The organism is Allobosea sp. 10N428 (assembly GCF_056394545.1).
The window spans coordinates 1-17,190 of record NZ_JBFTIC010000023.1 but is presented as its reverse complement, the minus strand read 5'-3'; the positions used below and the strand labels follow the sequence as shown (position 1 = coordinate 17,190).

At 63.3% G+C, this 17,190-nt stretch carries 17 protein-coding genes and 2 pseudogenes; 7 read left to right on the top strand and 12 right to left on the bottom strand.

Annotation, left to right across the window (positions count from 1 at the left end; translation table 11 throughout):
- Nucleotides 1–1,165 precede the first annotated feature (1,165 nt).
- Both AC1DDA_RS27075 and AC1DDA_RS27070 read right to left on the bottom strand, forming a co-directional pair.
- Complete coding sequence (locus AC1DDA_RS27075) at nt 1,166–1,498, bottom strand: hypothetical protein (protein ID WP_441514184.1); 333 nt, start codon at nt 1,496–1,498, stop codon at nt 1,166–1,168.
- 585 nt (nt 1,499–2,083) lie between these two features.
- Nucleotides 2,084–2,578, bottom strand: a complete 495-nt coding sequence (locus AC1DDA_RS27070) for a YciE/YciF ferroxidase family protein (protein ID WP_476798065.1) — start codon at nt 2,576–2,578, stop codon at nt 2,084–2,086.
- A gap of 256 nt (nt 2,579–2,834) precedes the next feature.
- Here AC1DDA_RS27070 and AC1DDA_RS27065 point away from each other — a divergent pair.
- Nucleotides 2,835–2,939 (top strand): annotated as a pseudogene (locus AC1DDA_RS27065) (DUF3606 domain-containing protein); the annotation flags it as partial.
- Nucleotides 2,940–3,201: 262 nt separating this feature from the next.
- A complete protein-coding gene (locus AC1DDA_RS27060) occupies nt 3,202–3,435 on the top strand; it encodes a DUF6894 family protein (protein WP_441514186.1) in 234 nt (77 codons plus the stop codon).
- An 11-nt stretch (nt 3,436–3,446) separates the two neighbouring features.
- Here the strand turns inward: AC1DDA_RS27060 and AC1DDA_RS27055 are convergent, their stop codons facing one another.
- Complete coding sequence (locus AC1DDA_RS27055; protein WP_441514187.1) at nt 3,447–3,869, bottom strand: hypothetical protein; 423 nt, start codon at nt 3,867–3,869, stop codon at nt 3,447–3,449.
- A gap of 400 nt (nt 3,870–4,269) precedes the next feature.
- Here AC1DDA_RS27055 and AC1DDA_RS27050 point away from each other — a divergent pair, with 400 nt between their 5' ends.
- A complete protein-coding gene (locus tag AC1DDA_RS27050; RefSeq protein WP_441514188.1) occupies nt 4,270–4,503 on the top strand; it encodes an ATP-binding protein in 234 nt (77 codons plus the stop codon).
- 42 nt (nt 4,504–4,545) lie between these two features.
- Complete coding sequence (locus AC1DDA_RS27045; RefSeq protein WP_441514189.1) at nt 4,546–4,947, top strand: hypothetical protein; 402 nt, start codon at nt 4,546–4,548, stop codon at nt 4,945–4,947.
- Here AC1DDA_RS27045 and AC1DDA_RS27040 read toward each other — a convergent pair.
- The 7 genes from AC1DDA_RS27040 to AC1DDA_RS27010 form a co-directional block, all read right to left on the bottom strand.
- Complete coding sequence (locus AC1DDA_RS27040; protein ID WP_441514190.1) at nt 4,904–6,823, bottom strand: CocE/NonD family hydrolase; 1,920 nt, start codon at nt 6,821–6,823, stop codon at nt 4,904–4,906. The two genes, AC1DDA_RS27045 and AC1DDA_RS27040, sit on opposite strands and share 44 nt — an antisense overlap.
- Nucleotides 6,820–8,409 carry an ABC transporter substrate-binding protein gene (locus tag AC1DDA_RS27035; protein WP_441514191.1) on the bottom strand — a complete coding sequence of 530 codons (1,590 nt, stop codon included), beginning with the start codon at nt 8,407–8,409 and terminating at the stop codon, nt 6,820–6,822. Before AC1DDA_RS27035 ends, AC1DDA_RS27040 begins: the two co-directional genes overlap by 4 nt.
- A gap of 13 nt (nt 8,410–8,422) precedes the next feature.
- Complete coding sequence (locus AC1DDA_RS27030; RefSeq protein ID WP_441514192.1) at nt 8,423–9,451, bottom strand: ABC transporter ATP-binding protein; 1,029 nt, start codon at nt 9,449–9,451, stop codon at nt 8,423–8,425.
- Nucleotides 9,448–10,419, bottom strand: a complete 972-nt coding sequence (locus AC1DDA_RS27025; protein ID WP_441514193.1) for an ABC transporter ATP-binding protein — start codon at nt 10,417–10,419, stop codon at nt 9,448–9,450. The genes AC1DDA_RS27030 and AC1DDA_RS27025 overlap by 4 nt, the downstream gene beginning before the upstream one ends.
- A gap of 3 nt (nt 10,420–10,422) precedes the next feature.
- Nucleotides 10,423–11,343, bottom strand: coding sequence for an ABC transporter permease (locus tag AC1DDA_RS27020; protein ID WP_441514194.1), 921 nt, complete (start codon nt 11,341–11,343; stop codon nt 10,423–10,425).
- Nucleotides 11,343–12,314: an ABC transporter permease gene (locus tag AC1DDA_RS27015; RefSeq protein ID WP_441514195.1), complete on the bottom strand. Its 972-nt coding sequence runs from the start codon at nt 12,312–12,314 to the stop codon at nt 11,343–11,345. Before AC1DDA_RS27015 ends, AC1DDA_RS27020 begins: the two co-directional genes overlap by 1 nt.
- A 107-nt stretch (nt 12,315–12,421) precedes the next feature.
- Nucleotides 12,422–13,321 carry a LysR substrate-binding domain-containing protein gene (locus AC1DDA_RS27010; protein WP_441514196.1) on the bottom strand — a complete coding sequence of 300 codons (900 nt, stop codon included), beginning with the start codon at nt 13,319–13,321 and terminating at the stop codon, nt 12,422–12,424.
- Nucleotides 13,322–13,696: 375 nt separating this feature from the next.
- Between AC1DDA_RS27010 and AC1DDA_RS27005 the strand changes: the two are divergent.
- From AC1DDA_RS27005 to AC1DDA_RS26995, 3 genes and pseudogenes are all read left to right on the top strand, one after another.
- Nucleotides 13,697–13,973, top strand: a pseudogene (locus AC1DDA_RS27005) (NAD(P)/FAD-dependent oxidoreductase); the annotation flags it as partial.
- A 430-nt stretch (nt 13,974–14,403) separates the two neighbouring features.
- Nucleotides 14,404–14,640 (top strand): DUF6894 family protein, encoded by a 237-nt coding sequence (locus AC1DDA_RS27000; RefSeq protein ID WP_441514197.1) that lies wholly within the window; start codon nt 14,404–14,406, stop codon nt 14,638–14,640.
- Nucleotides 14,641–15,702: 1,062 nt separating this feature from the next.
- A complete protein-coding gene (locus AC1DDA_RS26995; RefSeq protein ID WP_476798064.1) occupies nt 15,703–16,188 on the top strand; it encodes a CYTH domain-containing protein in 486 nt (161 codons plus the stop codon).
- On the opposite strand, the gene AC1DDA_RS26990 is transcribed toward AC1DDA_RS26995, so the two are convergent.
- On the bottom strand, nt 16,189–16,386 hold the full coding sequence (locus AC1DDA_RS26990) for a hypothetical protein (RefSeq protein WP_441514199.1): 198 nt from the start codon (nt 16,384–16,386) through the stop codon (nt 16,189–16,191). It lies immediately after the preceding gene.
- Between the two features lies 1 nt (nt 16,387).
- Entirely contained in the window at nt 16,388–16,582 is a 195-nt protein-coding gene (locus AC1DDA_RS26985; protein WP_441514200.1) for a hypothetical protein, read from the bottom strand.
- Nucleotides 16,583–17,190: the final 608 nt, after the last annotated feature.

The window sequence follows — 17,190 nt, the reverse complement described above, 5'->3', positions numbered from 1 at the left end:
ATCTCGTCGACCATCAATCCTGAAGGAACCAGGTTGGCTGGCCGAAATCGCTGCTTCATCATGCTGATTCCTTCTGGAAACCAGCGTCAGAACAGCCCCAACCTGCAGCGAAACTGAGTCAGACCCAATATTGGACGCGAAAAGTGCGCCCATCGATGTCTTGAGCTGGTCATCCGACGAAGCCAGATGATGCGGAAGCGGTTGTCTTAGCTCCTGCGGCTCCGGCAGCAGGCTGAAGGCAACGAGGCATCCCCCGGCTCCAAGCGCAGCCGATATAGGCGCGACCCATAGAGGGTGGCAGTTTCACCAATTATCTCGCGCGGCTCGAGCGGTCTCTGGATCTGTCCTTGCACGCACGATTCAATCAGATCGAAATCAGATCTAGCTGCGTATGCGAATCAGGCACGTGCGTGGGTTTCGAGCACAGAGACAGAAGCCTCCCCGGTCCGATCCCGAATTTTTGCGGATAGACCTTTTTTCTAAAGCGTCTTTTTACATATCCGCGTGCCTAGTTTTCTGCTTTTCTAAGTCGCTACGCCCATGCCGGCCCAAATCGAAACAGTGTGTACCTCATGGGGCCATTATGCGTTCAGATATCAATCACGAAAGTCTCTCTTCGAGCTACGAACAGTGTATGGTTTTCTTGAGAAGCGCATTCCTTTGCGCAATTGGCGAAAGGCAAGAAGACCTTCGCCTTCGAGATTCTATTCGGAGCGCATTCGACAATCTAGATGCGGCACGAAGCGCTGCGAATTCTTCGAATATCGTCCCATTTCGCCGGAATGCACCGAAGGCGCTCTAGGCCGGAAGAATGGGACGATGGCACTGGCGTTTGCCGCCTCGGACCATCTCTGACGTCGATCTATTCGAGATCACACTGCCAGCCTACCCACGCAGCGCGGACCTACGCGCGACGATGGACGTGAGCTCTGCAGTCCGGCGCCAGCGTCAGAATTGTGAAGCAACGCACCTGCTGTGAGGCATCCGATTATCGACGAGGTTGTTTCAATTGCGCTCCGTGGTGCCCGCATCAACTGTGCTGGCGGGCCGCTCGCCATCCATCGTAACGTGTTCGGCGACCACGAGCTTGCAATCGGCCAGCGGGTCGAGTTCCGGCCTTTCAGGACGGGTGGCGGCGCTACAATCGCCGCCAATGCTAACCCGATCACCGCTGAGCGTGCCGAGGTGTTGCGATGCTTTGCATAACCTCGCGGGGGTAGTTGAAAAAAAGTCGGAGAGCGCTGAATCGCCCCCACCCGAACACGACGCCGCGCGACAATTGAAATGTTGGTCTGCAACTACTCGCCGACGCCGCGGCCGGCGTGTTACCCGGCCGCTCCTGCGTCTTCTCCGTCTCCGGCTTCCGATCAACGTCCGGTTTGACGGAGACCTTCGTCGTCGCGTCTCGATCCGGCTCGCCTTGGATCGACGCGACCTTCTTCAAAAGGTGGATGCAGTTCTCGCCGAGGGGCCCGTTGACCAGGCCGTGGGCAGCCATCGCTCGCCTCCTTCAAACAGAGCCGATCAATCGCGGGGCCGATGCTTCTCGGCAGCTAAGCCGTCGCGATCAGCCTGCTCGAAAGGAGCATGCGACCCCGTTGCATTCCTCGACCGCGGATTGGGCCCGGGCCGCCGCTGATCCTCATCTCCCGGCTGGCCAGGTCGCCGCGGCGTATGAAAGTTCCCCCGCGCTGAAGCATCGCCCTGCGCGAGCGGTGAAGCCGCCGCTTCCCACTCCTGGACGGCGGCGACCAGTTCGGCCAGTTCAGTAGCCCCCTGGGTGCCCTCTTTTGCATCGGCCAGACGATGTATTTTCGCGGCCGCTTCCGCGTATTCCTGCTGCGTTGATATGCGCATTGCTGAATTCTCGCCGTTCTGCCATCGCTCCACCGCGCTCTCGATAACGATCCGCGCAGGGTAGAGATGCCGCGTCTCGGTGACGCCATCGCTGAGCAGCCACTCCTGCCCCGACCTTCGGACTACAATTGATGCCCGACATGTCGTTCCCCGATCGCCTCCCGGAAACGCGCGACCGTTCAAGCTCGATCGGAGCATCCGAGAGGCGAATGGCCTGACGCCGAGATCAGGCAGCTTTCTTATTCGCCGAGCCGATGCCGATCTTGGACAGGAGCTGGTCCGTCTTGGTCTCTTCGGCGAGCGTCTGATTGAGCAGCGCGACAGCATCGGTAAGGCCCAGCTCCCCTGCCCAGGTCTTCAGCGTGCCGTAGCGAGCAATCTCGTAGTGCTCTACCGCCTGCGCGGCGCCGACCAGCCCCGCATCGATCGCCGGGCTGCCCTCGAACTCCTCGATGATGCTCTTGCCCTCCTCGATGATGCCGACGATGGCGTCGCAGGTCTTGCCACGCGGGGCCTTGCCGAGAATCTCGAAGACCTCCGTGAGCCGCTCGACATGTGTTTCGGTTTCGTCGCGATGGGTTTCGAACAGTTTCCTGACCTCCGGCGAATTCGCCGCGCGCGCCATCTTGGGGAGCGCCTTCAGAATCTGCTTTTCGGCGTAGTAGATGTCCTTGAGCGTGTCTAGAAACAGGTCGTCGAGCTTCTTGGGTTCGGTTGCCATAAGGGCCTCCCTTGGTGGGTTGAAACTCCCTAAACCGAAGGGGCTTTCGGCGGTTCCCGCCTGAGGAGCGTTCTCCTAGTCGGGCGAGCACCCTGCGGCGACGTCGTGGGTAGATAGCGCTTTGCCGACTTTGAACCGAGCGCTGTTTCGTCGATTCCTTCTCTGGAAGAAGGCCATCATGTCCGACGATAAGCACTAGCGCGGACCCCCGGATCGTTCGCGAATCAATCTCCGAGAGGACTAAGAGGTTCGCTATTGGACCGACAAGCTGGCTATCTCCAAAGCTCAACTCGAGGAGGTCGTCCGCAAGGTCGGGCCGTTGGCCAGCGCGGTGGAAGAAGAGCTTCGAAAGCAGCCTTGACGCAGGCAAGATTTAGACCCGTCCATTGACCCAGCCGGAAATGGCCAATGCGCTCGGATTGTCGACCGTTCACATGAATATGAAACTGCGCGAGATTCGCGAGGCGGGGCTTCTGACGCTTGAGGCAATCGGTTGAAGGTGCTCGACTGGGAGGGCCTCTGCACCTTGGCGGATTTCGATCCAGACTACCTCCACATCAAAAGAACAGCGGCGCCAGAACGCAGATAGTGGAACTCCCTCGGCGCAACTGCATTCTGCAAATATGCCAAGATACTTCTTCCACACTCGCGATGGCGAGAAGTTCGATCTGGATGACGAGGGCACGGAACTGCCCGATGAGCAAAGCGCTTACAACGCTGCCAAGGAGCTGCTCACCGCAATGAATATCGAGAAGCTGCCGAACGGGGATCACATTTCAATGGCGGTGACTGTCCAGGACGCTGTTGGCGGAGAGATCTGCGTAGCGACGCTCGAACTGCACACAAATCGGCCCTGAACCAATAACCTCTACGACCTCAGTTCGCATGCTTTGACCAGCTCCTCATGAGTCGCACGCCACCACAAAGCCCAGACCAGATCGTCGGGCAGTCCGGAGCTCCACGGGTGATGCCGGGCGGCGGTCTCCATAGGCACGAGCTCGCCGGTTACCTCAACGACGACGAGCGGCCCTTCATGGGACATCAGCACTCTGTCAAGCGGCAGCTCGCTTGCAGGCACGGGATAGCGTCGGCGGCGGCGCTCGGTCTCCGCTGCTTTCGCGTCTTCGTCTTCGGCGGTGGATTTCGCCGCTTCGCGCCTTTGCCTTCGAGCTTCCGGGTCGCTGCGTTCCGCGGCTGCTTCAATCGCCGGCCATCTCCTGCGAAGTTCATAGAACGATCGAAACGGAACGTGCCAGGCCTTGTCCTCGCCGTTCCACCACGCCCATGGCACCGCGCGTAATTCCTCGACGACGGTTCGCGAATAGGGGTGCGCAACACGATCTCATCGGCGCCCTCCAGATAAGGACTTACGATCGGCTCGAACGAGAAGTAATCGCGACCACGCTCATCAGGACTAATGCTCCTCGGAGCTCGCGGTCGAGCCATCGTATCGCGCGAAGCAGATCTGCGGTTCCCGTTCGGGAACGATGCGGCCATCGAGCTTCGCCAGCTTAAGGCAGCCTTAAGCTGACGGGAGGAATCCGGCGTCGAGGGAATGACATGCGCGTTCTGATCGTCGAAGACGACCCCATCCTTGCCGACGGGCTTGCCGTGAGCTTGAAGATCCATGGCATCAGCGCAGAGTTCGTCGGCTCCTGTGGCGTTGGCGAGCCGGAGAGAGCAGCATCCTTGTGGAAGACGAGGGGCGGGGTATTCCCGTCGATGAACTCGCGCTGGTCATGCAGCGCTTCTATCGGGGCCGAGAGCAACACCACAACGGAAGCGGGTTGGGTTTGGCGATTGCGGAAGCTGCGCTTGCGCACCTTCGCGAAAGCAAAGTCGAGCTAAGGAATATGGAAGGTGGCGGACTCCGGGCAACCGTTTCGCTCCTGAATACCGCGAGGCAGCAAAGCTCGCATCAGTAAGGCTAGCCGCGCTCCGCCAAAGTTGTGCCCAGAATCGACCGAATGGCCGGGGCAAAGGATTATCGGCTGATCGCCTATCGCGACGACAACGCGACGGGTTATCCATTGGTCACCGGCGATATTTTTACTCCGCGCATCGCGACGCCGGCGCAGTACCAGACGCAGATACTCGATCCCCTCTATGACAGCCTTGCGAATGTCGATCGGGAAGGCATTCTGCGTCATCCCTGGCTCAATTCCCGCGGAGAGATTCCTCGCTTCGACAGCAATGCAATCGAGATTAGTTTAACCGATACGCAGGAGAGCGTAGCGGCCGACCTGGCGGTGGCGGGAGGACGGCCGGCCCGTTCCAAACACTGTCGTTTGCAGCGATGCCGGGGGAGTAGGCCGTGGAGAAGCGCTACAGATCCGACAACGAGGATAAGGGTACAACGGGGACAATGATGCGTGATGGGCGCTTTGCGTCGCACAGGATGGTGTTACGAGCGACCCGCCGCCTGCGGCCTCGCCCTTCCGGATCGAAGGTATTGGGGTTGACGTCGAATTTCGGGAAATTCGAGGAGGAGATGTCGAGCCTGATCCGGTGACCGGCCTTGAACAAGGTCGCCGTGGCGAAGGGCTCGATGGTGATCCGGAACGGGACCTCCGGCTCGATCGGCTCCGGCTCCTCCCAGGAGTTGCGATAGCGGCAGCGGAAGATGCCGTCGGTCAGATTGAGCGCGAAACCGGTGGGATAATCCGCGGAGGGCGGATGCATATCGACAAGCTTGGCGGTGAAATCGGTGTCGGGCGCGTCGGACGCCACCCAGAGCTCGACCGTGATCGGCCCGACCACCGCCATGTCCTCTTCCAGCGGCATGCTTTCGAAGGCGAGCACGTCACGCCGCGCGATCAGCGGCATGCCGGCAGCGCGCGAGCCGAAGAAGCGCGGCCCCTCGCGCTGATCGAAGCCGCCACCCTCGAAGATTGGCTGGCCGCTCGTCAGCGCGCCGCCGATGGTCGGGACTGGGTCGGCCGGGTCGAAATCATAGGTCAGGGGCGCGGCGTCGGCGGCCGGCTCGTCGCGCGAGAGCTGCCCGTTGCCATGGATGTACCAATCCTGCCGTTCCGTGCCCGGCAGCGGCCAGTTCGAGGCCTCGATCCAGCGCCCGCCCTGGACGAGCCGCCCGTCGGCATTCTTCTCGCCCGAGCCGCCGCCCATCAGGAAGAGGCGCAGCGTCGGGTCGGCCTCCAGCCCGTTGGGCTCGTCCCGGAGCCAGCGATCGAACCACCGCCGGCGGAAATCGAGCCAGTTCGTCCCGACATTGCCGTCGAAGGGCGCGGCCTCGCCGAAGGAAACATCTCCCGCGAAGGTGGACTGGCGGTTCCCGTGCAGGCTGGGTCCCATGATGACGTTGAGATGGCGGCGTCCCGATGCGCCCAGGCCCGCGAAATTGTCGAAGGTCGTCTTCACATAGACGTCGTACCAGCTCGACATCAGCAGGATGGGGATGTCCGGCACCGCGTCGTAAAAGCCCTCCAGCCAGAGGCCCGGCCGTTTCCACTCGGGGCCGAAGGAGCCGGCGCGCCACTGATCGAGCAGATAGGTCTCGTATTCCGGCACCCAGCGCACCGGCGAGCGCCCCTCGCTCCACGGCATCACGCGGAACCAGGCGTGCAAATCCTCCGCGGCTAGGCCGGCGGCGACCACGGGGTCGGCGAGGGCATCCGGGCTTTCCTGCGCCCGGTTATAGGCCCAGGTCGCCTGCTTGAGCTCGAAGGCGCCGCCTTGCCGGATGCCGCATTGGAAGGCGTTCGAGAAGCCACCGGAATCGAGGATCATGCAGGCGAGGCCGGGCGGAGTCAGCGAAGCCAGTGCCGCCTGGGTGTGGGCGGCGTAGGACAGGCCCATCGTGCCGATTCTGCCATTGCACCAGGGCTGCGTGACGATCCAGGCGCAGGTGTCGTAGCCGTCCTCCGCGTCGGAAACGTATTTGACGAACTCGCCTTCCGAGCCGTAGCGGCCGCGGCAATCCTGATAGACCACCGCATAGCCGGCCCGGACGAAATGAGCGGCCACATCGGAGCGCGCCATGGGCTTGGCCTCACCACGGCCGATCTCGGCGCGCGAGCGCTCGGCCTTGCCATAGGGCGTGCGCTCCATCACGACCGGGAACGGGCCAGGAAAGGGCTGCCCGTCCCGCGCCGGCAGATAGATATCGGTGGCAAGCCGGATGCCGTCCCGCATCGTCACCATCACGTCTTTCAGCGTGACGACATCGCCATCGGTCGCGACGGATGCGGGATGCTCAGAGCCGGCCTTCATCGACAGGGTGCTCATTTCGCCAGCCCCGCCCGCGCCGCCGTAGTGTCCTCGGCCATGTTCGCCTCATAAGTGATGTTGCCTTTCGAGGCCCAGGCGATCTTCTGCCAATAGAGCGGAATCACTGGCAGATCGGCGAAGACCATCTTCGTCGCGGCCTGGATCGCGGCAATGCGCTTGCCCTCGTCGAACTGCGTCAACGCTTCCGACAGCGCCTTGTCGAAGGCGGGGTTGGAATAGCGCGCGCGGTTGAAGCCGCCGGTTCCGGCCTTGGGATCGGCGGTCATGAACAGGTTGCGCAGGCCGGGGCCGGCGGTCGGCGTCGTCGTGCCGAAAGAGAAGATGAAGGCAGAGAAGCTTTGCCGGCTCGCGGCGCCTGCGTAGACGTTGTAGGGTTGCGTGACGACGCCGTTCACCTTGATGCCGCCACGCGCGAACATCTGGCCGATCGCCTGCGCGATGTCCTTGTCCCCGGCGAAGCGGTCGTTCGAGGAATGGATGGTGATGCCGAAACCGTCCTTCAGCCCGGCCTGCTGCAATAGGGCCTTGGCCCCGGCGAGGTCATAGGCGAGGGGCTGGAGTGAGGGGTCGAAGCCGGCGACACCGTCCGGCACGAGCTGGCCGGCCGGCACGCCCCCCCCGTTGAGCAAACGCTCGACGATCGCTGGCACGTTGATCGATTTGGCGAGGGCCTGGCGGACGCGCGAATCCCGGAGCGGGTTCGGCTTCAGCGGCTTGCCATCCTTGTCGGTAACGAAGGGGCTCTCCTCCCGCGCCGTGTCGAGTGCGAGATAGATCAGCCGGGCCGAGGGGATCGTATGCACCTTCAAGCCCGCCGTCTTCTCCAGCACGGGCAGATCGGCGGGCGGGACGCCGTCGATCAGGTCGACCGCACCCGAGCGCAGCGCCGCGACGCGCGCCGCGTCATTGGCGATGAAGCGGATCGTCACCGTCTCGAAAAAGGGCTTCGCGCCCCAATAGCCATCATTGCGCGTGAGGACGACGCGGTCTCCCGGCACCCATTCCTTGAACCTGTAAGGGCCGGAGCCGACGAGTCCGTCGCCCTTGTTGTAGTCCTGCAAGGTCTTGCCCTCGGCGGCGGCCCTTTCGAGGATGTAGACGAAGCCGATCCGCTCCATCAGGTCCGGCGTCGGGGCGTCGGTCTTCACCTCCAGCGTCGTCGCGTCCAGCGCCTTGACGGAGATCACGCCCGAGACGTTGTTGGAAAACGGGGCCGGGCTGTTCGGGACATTGCGCGCCCGCTCCAGCGAGAATGCGACATCGTCGGCCGTGACCGGCTTGCCGTTCTGGAAGCGAGCGTCTTTGCGTAGGGTGACACGCCAGGTCGTCGGGTCGAGCGTCGTCCAGCTCTCGGCGAGGCTCGGATGCATGCCCAGATGGGCATCCGTCTCCACGAGCCGGTCGAAGATCTGCATGGCGATGTTCTGGTTCGGGCCGGTGCGCGAGAACAGCGGGTCCATCGCGGAGGGTTCGCTCGCCGTGCCGATGACGAGGTCGGCAGCCTGCGCCCCTCCCGGCGAGCCGAGGCAGGCGACGCTCGCGAGCAATGGGAGGAATGCGGCGAGGCGGGGCTTGAAGCTCATGAGATTCTCCTCCTCAGGCGCAGCCGCCGGCCGATAACGGCACGGCCGGGGCGTCGTTGAGATGGCAGGCGCTGAGATGCCGCTTGGCGACCGGCTTCAGGAGCGGCCGGGCCTGGGCGCAAGGCGAGAAGACGCGCGGGCAGCGAGGATGGAAGGTGCAGCCTGCCGGGGGATGCAGCGGCGAGGGGATTTCGCCGCGGATCGGCGTGAAGGCGCGCCGGCGCTCCTTGACCGAAGGCAATTCGCCCAGCAGGGCGGTGGTATAGGGGTGGTTCGGCGCGGCGAAGAACGACTCGGCCGGCGCGGTTTCCACCACGCGCCCGAGATACATGATCGCGACCCGGTCGCTGATATGCTTCACCACGCCGAGATCATGGCTGATGAAGAGATAGGTCAGGCCGAGCTCCTCGCGCAAGTCCATGAACAGGTTGATCACCTGCGCCTGGATCGAGACGTCCAGCGCGGAGACCGACTCGTCGCAGATGATCATGCGCGGCTTGACCGCGAGCGCCCGGGCGATGCCGATGCGTTGGCGCTGCCCGCCGGAGAACTGATGCGGGTAGCGCTTGCGGTAGGAGGGGTCGAGGCCGACCTTCTCGAGCAGTTCGGCAACATAGTCGTCGACCTCCCCACGCCGGATGAGGCCGTGCACCCGCGGCGCCTCGCCGACAAGGTCGACGACGCGCTTTCGCGGGTTGAGCGAGGACATCGGGTCCTGGAAGATCACCTGGACGGCAAGGCGCATCTCCAGCGCTTCGCTGCGCGAAAGCGAGGCGACGTCCTTGCCTTGCCAGAGCAAGCTGCCCTCGGTCAGCGGCAGGAGCCCGGCGAGCAAACGGCCGAGCGTGGACTTGCCGCAGCCGGACTCACCAACGAGGCCAACCACCTCGCCTTGCTGGATGGCGATGTCGACGCCTTCCACGGCATGGACGGTCTCCTCGGAGATGTTGGCGCCCAGCGCCCTGGCGAGCTTCTCCGCCGCGTCGAGGCCGCGGGAGAAACGCCGGACGAGGCCGCGACCTTCGATCATTGCTCCGGTCATGCCGCCACTCCGGTCGCAAGCGGATGGTGGCAGCGGAAGCTGTGACTGGTTCCCTGCAATGCAGGCTCCTGCTGGCAGATATCGGTCGCGGCGAAGCAGCGAGTCCGGAAGGCGCAGCCGCCGGGCCGTGCCAGCGGGGAAGGCGAAAGACCGGGGATGGGGTGCAGCCTCTCGCCCCGGGCCGCATTGGCGGGCAAGGCATCCATCAGGCCGCGCGTATAGGGATGGGCCGGCCGGTCGAGCACGTCGTCGGTATAGCCGGTCTCGACGATGCGGCCGGCATACATCACCGCAATGCGGTCGGCGAGGCTGGCGACGACACCGAGATCATGGCTGATCCAGATCAGCGCCATGCCGAACTCCGTGGAAAGCCGGCGCACCTCGAACAGGATCTGGCTCTGGATGGTGACGTCGAGCGCCGTCGTCGGCTCGTCGGCGATGATCAGGTCGGGTTTGTGCAGCAAGGCGATGGCGATGGCGACGCGCTGGCGCATGCCGCCCGAGAACTGGTGCGGATAGGCCTTCAGCCGCTCCTCGGGAGAGGGGATGCCGACGAGGCCGAGCGTGTCGCGGGCCCGCTCGCGCGCCTCCTTCCACGAGACCGCATCATGGGCGAGCACGGCCTCGACCATCTGCGTCTCGATCGAGAGCACAGGATTGAGCGTCATCATCGGGTCCTGGAAGATCATCGCGATCTTCTTGCCGCGCAGGCGCCGCAAGCTCTCGGTCGGGAGGCCGACCAGATTCTCGCCCTGGAACAGGATGCGCCCGCCCGCGACCCGGCCGGGTGGCTCGATCAGGCCGAGGATCGAGAAGCCGGTGATCGACTTGCCCGAGCCGGATTCGCCGACGAGGCCGAGAATTTCGCCGCGGTCGATGCTGAAGGAGACGCCGTCCACGGCGCGAACGAGGCCAGCCGCGCTGGCGAACTGGGTTTCGAGGTTTTCGACGACGAGCACCGGCGTCATGGCTCAGCGCTCCGCCAGGCGGGGGTTCAGCACTTCGCGCAGGCGGTCGCCGACGATGTTGATGCTGAAGACGAGGATGAGCAGCAAAATCCCCGGATAGACGCTGATCCAGTACTGCCCGGAGAGCAGCACCTGATAGCCGTTGGCGATGAGCAGGCCGAGCGAGGGCTGCGTGATCGGCAGGCCGATGCCGAGGAAGGACAAAGTCGCCTCGGCCGAGATCGCATTCGCGACCTGGAGCGTGCCGATGACGATGAGGGGCGAGAGACAATTCGGCAGGAGATGTCCGAACAGCATGCGCGGTCGCGAGAGGCCCAGCATGCGCGCCGCCTCGATGTAATCCTTGCCCTTCTCGACCAGCGCCGCGGCGCGGACAGCGCGGGCGAACATTGCCCATTGCACCAGCACGAGGGCGAAGATGACCTTGCCCACCCCCTGGCCGAGGATCGCGAGCAGCATCAGCGCGACGAGCAGCGTCGGAAAGCCCAGCATCAAATCGACCAGCCGCATGATCAGGCTGTCGACGCGCCCGCCGAAATAGGCGGCGGAAAGGCCGAGCACGGTGCCGACCAGCAAGGCGACGAGACCGGCGAGCGCGCCGACGAGGAGCGAGGTCCGCAGGCCGTAGATCATGGCCGAGAGCATGTCGCGCCCCTGCACATCCGTGCCGAACCAGTAGACCGAACCGTTCATGCTCTCGGAGCCCGGCGGCAGCTTCGAATCCATGATGTCCAACGTCGACAGGTCGTAAGGATCCTGCGGTGCCAGCGCCGGGCCAAAGACGGCGGCCAGGATGAGCAGGATGCAGACGAAGGCGGCGATCGTCGCCTTCGGGCTCTTCAGGATACCGGCCAGCGAGCGGGCTAGGAGACTGTCGGAATCGGGGCGCAGCGCCGCGAACAAAGCGGGTTTCGCGAAGGCCATCAGTTGCGCCCCAGCCGGATGCGCGGATCGAGGATGGAATACAGCACATCGACCGCGAAGTTCAGCAGGATGAACAGGCTGACGACGACGAGCAGGTAGGCGACCACCACCGGGCGGTCGAGCCGCATGATCGAGTCGATCAGGAGCTTGCCGATGCCGGGCCAGGCGAAGATCGTCTCGGTGACGACGCCGAAGGCGATCAACGAGCCGATCTCCATGCCGATCACCGTGACGAGCGGGATCATGATCGTCTTCAGCACATGGACCAGCACGACCCGGCGCTCGCTCAGGCCCTTGGCGCGGGCGAACTTGACGAAATCGAGCGGCATGGTCTCGCGCACGCCGGTTCGCGTCAGCCGGATGACGAGCGCCAGCTTGAAAAGTGCGAGATTGATCGCCGGTAGGATGAGATGGCGGATGCCTTCCCAGGAGGCGAAGCTGGTCTCGATGCCGAACATATGCCCGGTCGGACCGCGCCCGCTGGAGGGCAGCCATCCCAGCCAGACCGAGAAGATCATCACCAGCATCATGCCCTGCCAGAAATTCGGCAGGCTGAAGCCGAGGATCGAACCGGTCATGATCGTCTCGTCTGCGACCGAGCGCGGCTTCAGGCCGGCGATCAGGCCCAGTGGAATGCCGAAGACGAGCGCGATCAGAATCGCGACGAAGGCGAGTTCCAGCGTGGCCGGCAGGCGCTCCAGGATCAGCGAGATCGAGGGCTGGTTGAACACGAAGGAGCGCCCGAGATCGCCGTGCAACGCATTGCCGAGAAAGGCGAGGAACTGGATCGGCAGCGGCTTGTCGAGGCCAAGCGACGCTTCGACCTGCGCGCGTTCGGCCGCCGTCGCATCGGGCGCGATCAGCATCTCCGCGGGATCGCCGATGGCGTAGACGCCGACGAAGACGATGACAGCGGTCGCCGCCAGCACCAATATGCTCTGCATCAGTCGTCGAATGACGAAGACTGTCATCGAAGGCTCCCGGCGTCCGATACGGCGGCGTGATCGCCGTTCACGTATCGTGGCGACCATGGGCGGCACCGGAAGCCCGCGCAACCTTATGCGCAAAGCGCATCGGGCTATGCTTTGCCTTGCGCCTCGAGCCGGTTCTTCAGGATCTCGATGAAGGCTTCAGCGGAGCGCGAGAGCGGCGCGCCCTTGAGCGTGACGATGCCGTAGGCGCCGTGGATGCAGGGGCTGAAGGGGCGCTGCTCGATCGGCAGGTGCCGATAGAGCCCGGCGATCAGCTCCGGTACCACGGCGACGCCGAGCCCGCGCGCGACCAGGCCGCAGGTGGCCTCGACGGAATGGACCTCGATGCGCACAATCGGGAAGACGCCGGCCCGCCGCAACAGCCGCTCGAAGCGCAGGCGCGCCGGGCGTTGGCGGCCCAGCATGATAATGCCGTGCCCCGACAGGTCGCGCGGCGTCAGGGTCGCCTTGGCCGCGAGCGGATGGCCTGATGGCATGATGCAGACGGATTCGGAGCGCACGATCTCGCGGGCATCGAAGCCCTTGTCGCGCGGCGGCAGGCCAACGAAACCGATGTCCGCGACGCGCGCCAGTACCATCTGTTCGATCGCGTCGTAATGGCCGCCGATCAATTCGACCGATGCGTCGCGTCGCTCAGACAGATAGGTCTCGATCACCTCCGGCATCAGCGTCGCGATGAAGGAATGCGGCACCGCCACCTTCAGGAAGCGCTGGCCGACGGTTCCGGCTCGCAGATCCTCGGTGTAGCGCTTCAGCCGCGCGACAAGCGAGGTCAGTTCGCCGACCTCGTCCATCAGGGCGAAAGCTTCAGGCCGCGGCAGCAGACGCCCCTTTCTGCGCTCGAAGAGCTCGAAGCCCAGCTCCTCCTCGAGTTGGGTGAGCTGGCGGCTGACGGCCGATTGCGAAAGCCCTAGCGCGGTGGCCGCCGCGATGGTGGAGCCGCCCGCCATCACGGAACGGAAGATCTCGATCTGCCGGATCTTCACGGGCTGAAGTTCACGTGGTGCAGCGGCAGCATGAGATCGTGCAAGATCGTTGTCATCTGAGTGCGGTGTTGGAGGGCCCAGAAACCAGACAACCATGGATCATGTCAAAGGTACTGCCGATGCGAAGGCAGGGTGCAGTAAGTAAGCGCCGCGCCCGTTGGCCTGCCCCCTGAAAAGTGGTCCTCCGTGAAGTAGGCTTTTGGAGCCTTGGAGGTTGCCGCTATGGCGCAGAGGAAGCATTAGCCTGAAGAGATCGTCGCGAAGCTGCGGCAGGTCGACGTGTTGTTGTCGCAAGGTCGGCCCACCGGCATCGAGGGCGCCAAAGCTGACGCCAAGCCGAATCCATCCCTCTTCATCAACAATTCGGAGCCGACCATCACGGACGACGTCATCGTAATCGGAGGCAGCTTTGCCGATCTCGCCGGCGCCCTCCAACTCGGCCGCGCCCGCCGCAACGTTTCCGTTCTCGATACCGGCCTGCCGCGGAATCGCTTCGCCGGTCATTCGCATGGCATGCTCGGCCACGATCACAAGCCACCGCTCGACATCCTGGCCGAGGCGGCGGCAGCTGGCGCGCTATCCCACGATCAAACTGGTCAAAGCCCGGGCGGATAGCGTCTCCGGCGGCATAGACGATTTCTACGTCCGCACCAGCGGATAAAGGATGCCCAGGCGCTCGGGTTGGACAGCGGATTTCGGCGCGCTTCAAAAAGCTCTTGGTGGACGAGGCGGGAAGCGTACCAGTCATCGCTGCGCGGAATCTTGCGGCTCAACCGCGCCCCGCACGGCTCGACGCGTTCAGGCACGATCTTCCGCCGGCGGCTGAGCGGCGGCCCCTTGACGGTGTCGCAGCCCAGCCCGGCTCTGAGAATCCGACGCGCACACATCGAACGCAACTCAACAGCCCAACGAGTCGCGAACGGGCGCCGATGTGATTCGTTCCGGTGGAACTGGATGGCATCCCGCATGTTCGCACTTCCAGACGAAGGAGCAGCGAAATGCCGTTCGAGCACATCACTACCCCCACGGCTTCCACGACAGCCGGCGATTGAGCTTCACCCGCGTAGGTTTTGAGACTTGCCATGCCTCTGTATCGCTTCATCACCAACAACGACCGCTCGCACTCCGTCGATCTTGATTTGCCAAGCGACATCGCAGCCCGACGGGAAGCGCGAAAGGCCTTTGCCGAGGCCGCGTACGATGCGCTAGCCGACAGCGACCGTTGCGAGATGACAATGCAGGTGGAGCTGAATCGGCGAGTGATCTATCGAGGGCGCATCGCGTTCGATTGTGGCGACGTGAACGCTGAAAATGATTGAGGGAGGAAGTGCGGCGCGTGGAGCCGGGTTCCGACTGCGCGAAAAAGCCCGCACGATCGCACGCGCGTTACCGCGATCTCGGCCTACCGATGGGCCGAGTCCTGGACCGCAAATGGGCTTAAGTCAGGCTATGCCGCCTTCTTCGACGCGCGCCGCTCGGTCGCGAATGACACGCGCGCCGCGGTGCTCGCACCCGTATAGAGCGCCACCGGACCTGATCTCGCCGAATTTCAGATTGCCCTTCCAGTTCGCACGCGCCGCTACCATGGCACTCTTACTCCAGACGCAATACCACAGGTGTCAATGCGGAGCGGGGCGCTGGGTTCCAGAGGTGCGAAAGAGCCCTCCAGGGCAGATGCTGAATGATTGGAACAGCGATCCAATCACGCCAGTTGAATCGCTCGTCACTGATGTTCGTTACAAGGGGCTGCATCATGGACAACTCGAAACAGGATGGCGTCGCCTTCGTCTTCTTCCGCGTAACCAATCCATTTGAATACCGGGCCGCATTGGCAAGGTTGCGGGCCTTAGAGTCCGCCCCGCCGAATAGCGCGTTGGCTCAGGAGCGGACCCGCTTGGAATTGGCGGTGTCGCGATACCTGGCTACAGGGGGCGATCGGAAAGCCGAGCGATAGCGAGCGCGGGCCGCATCGATGGGACCTGGAGAGCTAGTGCGCAAATCGGTAGTCGCGATCACCGAAACGGCAAACCCCGCCACGGTGGTGGCGGGGTTCGCTGGGCCTCCAGCCCCTTGTCCGACCTTGGCCAGATCGGGCACCTCTCGGAAATCCGGATGGTGAACGCGGTCGAGTTCAGGAGGTTCCAGCGCCGCGAAAAGCCCGCCAGAGCGCCCAGCGGCCAAGTGAAGGAAGCCGCCGTTGCCCAGCATCGGCTTCCTGTAGGCATGTCGCTTTTGGGCGCGAAAACGGCCTCCTTTTCCCTAGAAGTGGACCGCAGGGAAAAATTTTGGGAGCAGGGCAACGGTTCGCAAGATCAAGGCCGATCGGAACCGCCGCCTTCGGCCGTAGTTTCGGAGTGGCACGAACCTTGTGATGTTGGCCAATGGCTATAGAAATCGAACGGAAATTTCTGGTAACCGGCGATGGATGGCGCCAGAGCGCCAGATCCGCAAGCTTGCTTCGTCAAGGCTACCTGAGCCCGGTCGGATTAGAGGCCACCGTCCGAGTTCGTTGCCTTTCAGACAAAGCGTGCTTGGCGATAAAGGGGCCGCGCGTTGGCCTCGCTCGGGCCGAATTCGAATACGAGATACCACTTGCGGACGGTGAAGAGATACTCAGAACGCTCTGCGAAAACCGCGAACTTAAGAAGGTGCGATACATCGTCGAAGCTGAGGGTCTGATCTGGAATATTGACGAGTTTCGGGGCGCCCACTCCGGTTTGGTACTAGCGGAAGTGGAGCTGACACGCGCTGACCAGCCCCTCAACCTTCCTGCTTGGGTCGGAGAAGAAATCACCGGTCGTCACGAATATCGGAACGCCGTGCTGGCCGAGGGAGGCATTGCATCACGAGCCGCGTTCAGGGCTTAACTACCGAACCCCACTATACTGCAGCGCCACCATCTCCGCCGGGAGTCGCCTGAGCTTGTCGGACGCTTCGGCGAGTGCGTCGGCGTCGATGGTGGCCGGGTCAATATCGACCGGCCCCAGCACGTTGTGAGCCATAGCGGTGACGTCGTGGGCCTCGACGAGGAGTGCGAGAAGTGCCTGATACAATGCTGTATTCATTCTAGCGCACGCGGATTTCGCATCGAGCGAGATAGCGACAGATGTTGAGCTCAAGCTCGGCCCGCTCCCGTGCTCGGGGAGAATCCTCGGCCGCGATCTCAAGCCGTCGCAAGCGCTCAAGTGCCTCGCGCAATTGCTCGGGGGTCTCAATAGGTTCGAATGTCGGCAGAATGCGGGTTTGGGTCGAGTTCTGCATCGTCATCCTCCAGGACGATATTTTGCAGAGAGTCGAAGGAAGCCGCACCGAAGGTGCGACTCTGACGCGCCTCCCTACCGCCTTCCGAGGATGCCCCTAAACACGTCGATGAAGGATTTCACCGGCGCTCGAAAGCGGCAGGATAAAAACCGGAGAAAATCAGAACGGTTCCCGCGCGCTAAGGCGATCTTGGCCTACCGATAGGCCGAGTCTTAAACGTCGACCGGAATCTGGCCAATTGAAGCGTGACTGGGCAAAAATTGCTAGATTGAGCCTTCCGAAGCCGATCTCAAGGCCATCCTCCGCTGTCGACCTCGGACAGTGGTTTCGAAGGACTTGCAGTGCGCGTCGATGCGTATGATGCCGCCGCTGCGGTGTCCAATTGAAGGGTAATCAAATCGGCCAGCTCGGCCGCCAAGTTTGATCCGGTCCGCAGTTCGCCGTTTGTTGAGTAGGCCCATTTCACTGCAGTCGTACGAGCGTCGATCAGGCGCGTGCTGACGCGCCACCTATCCGCTGACTGGCGAACGCTGCCTTCAACGATGTACAGGTGCGCTATTTGCTTGCCTCGGTCGCCGGCCACCGAACTAACCGGCCACTAACCGGCC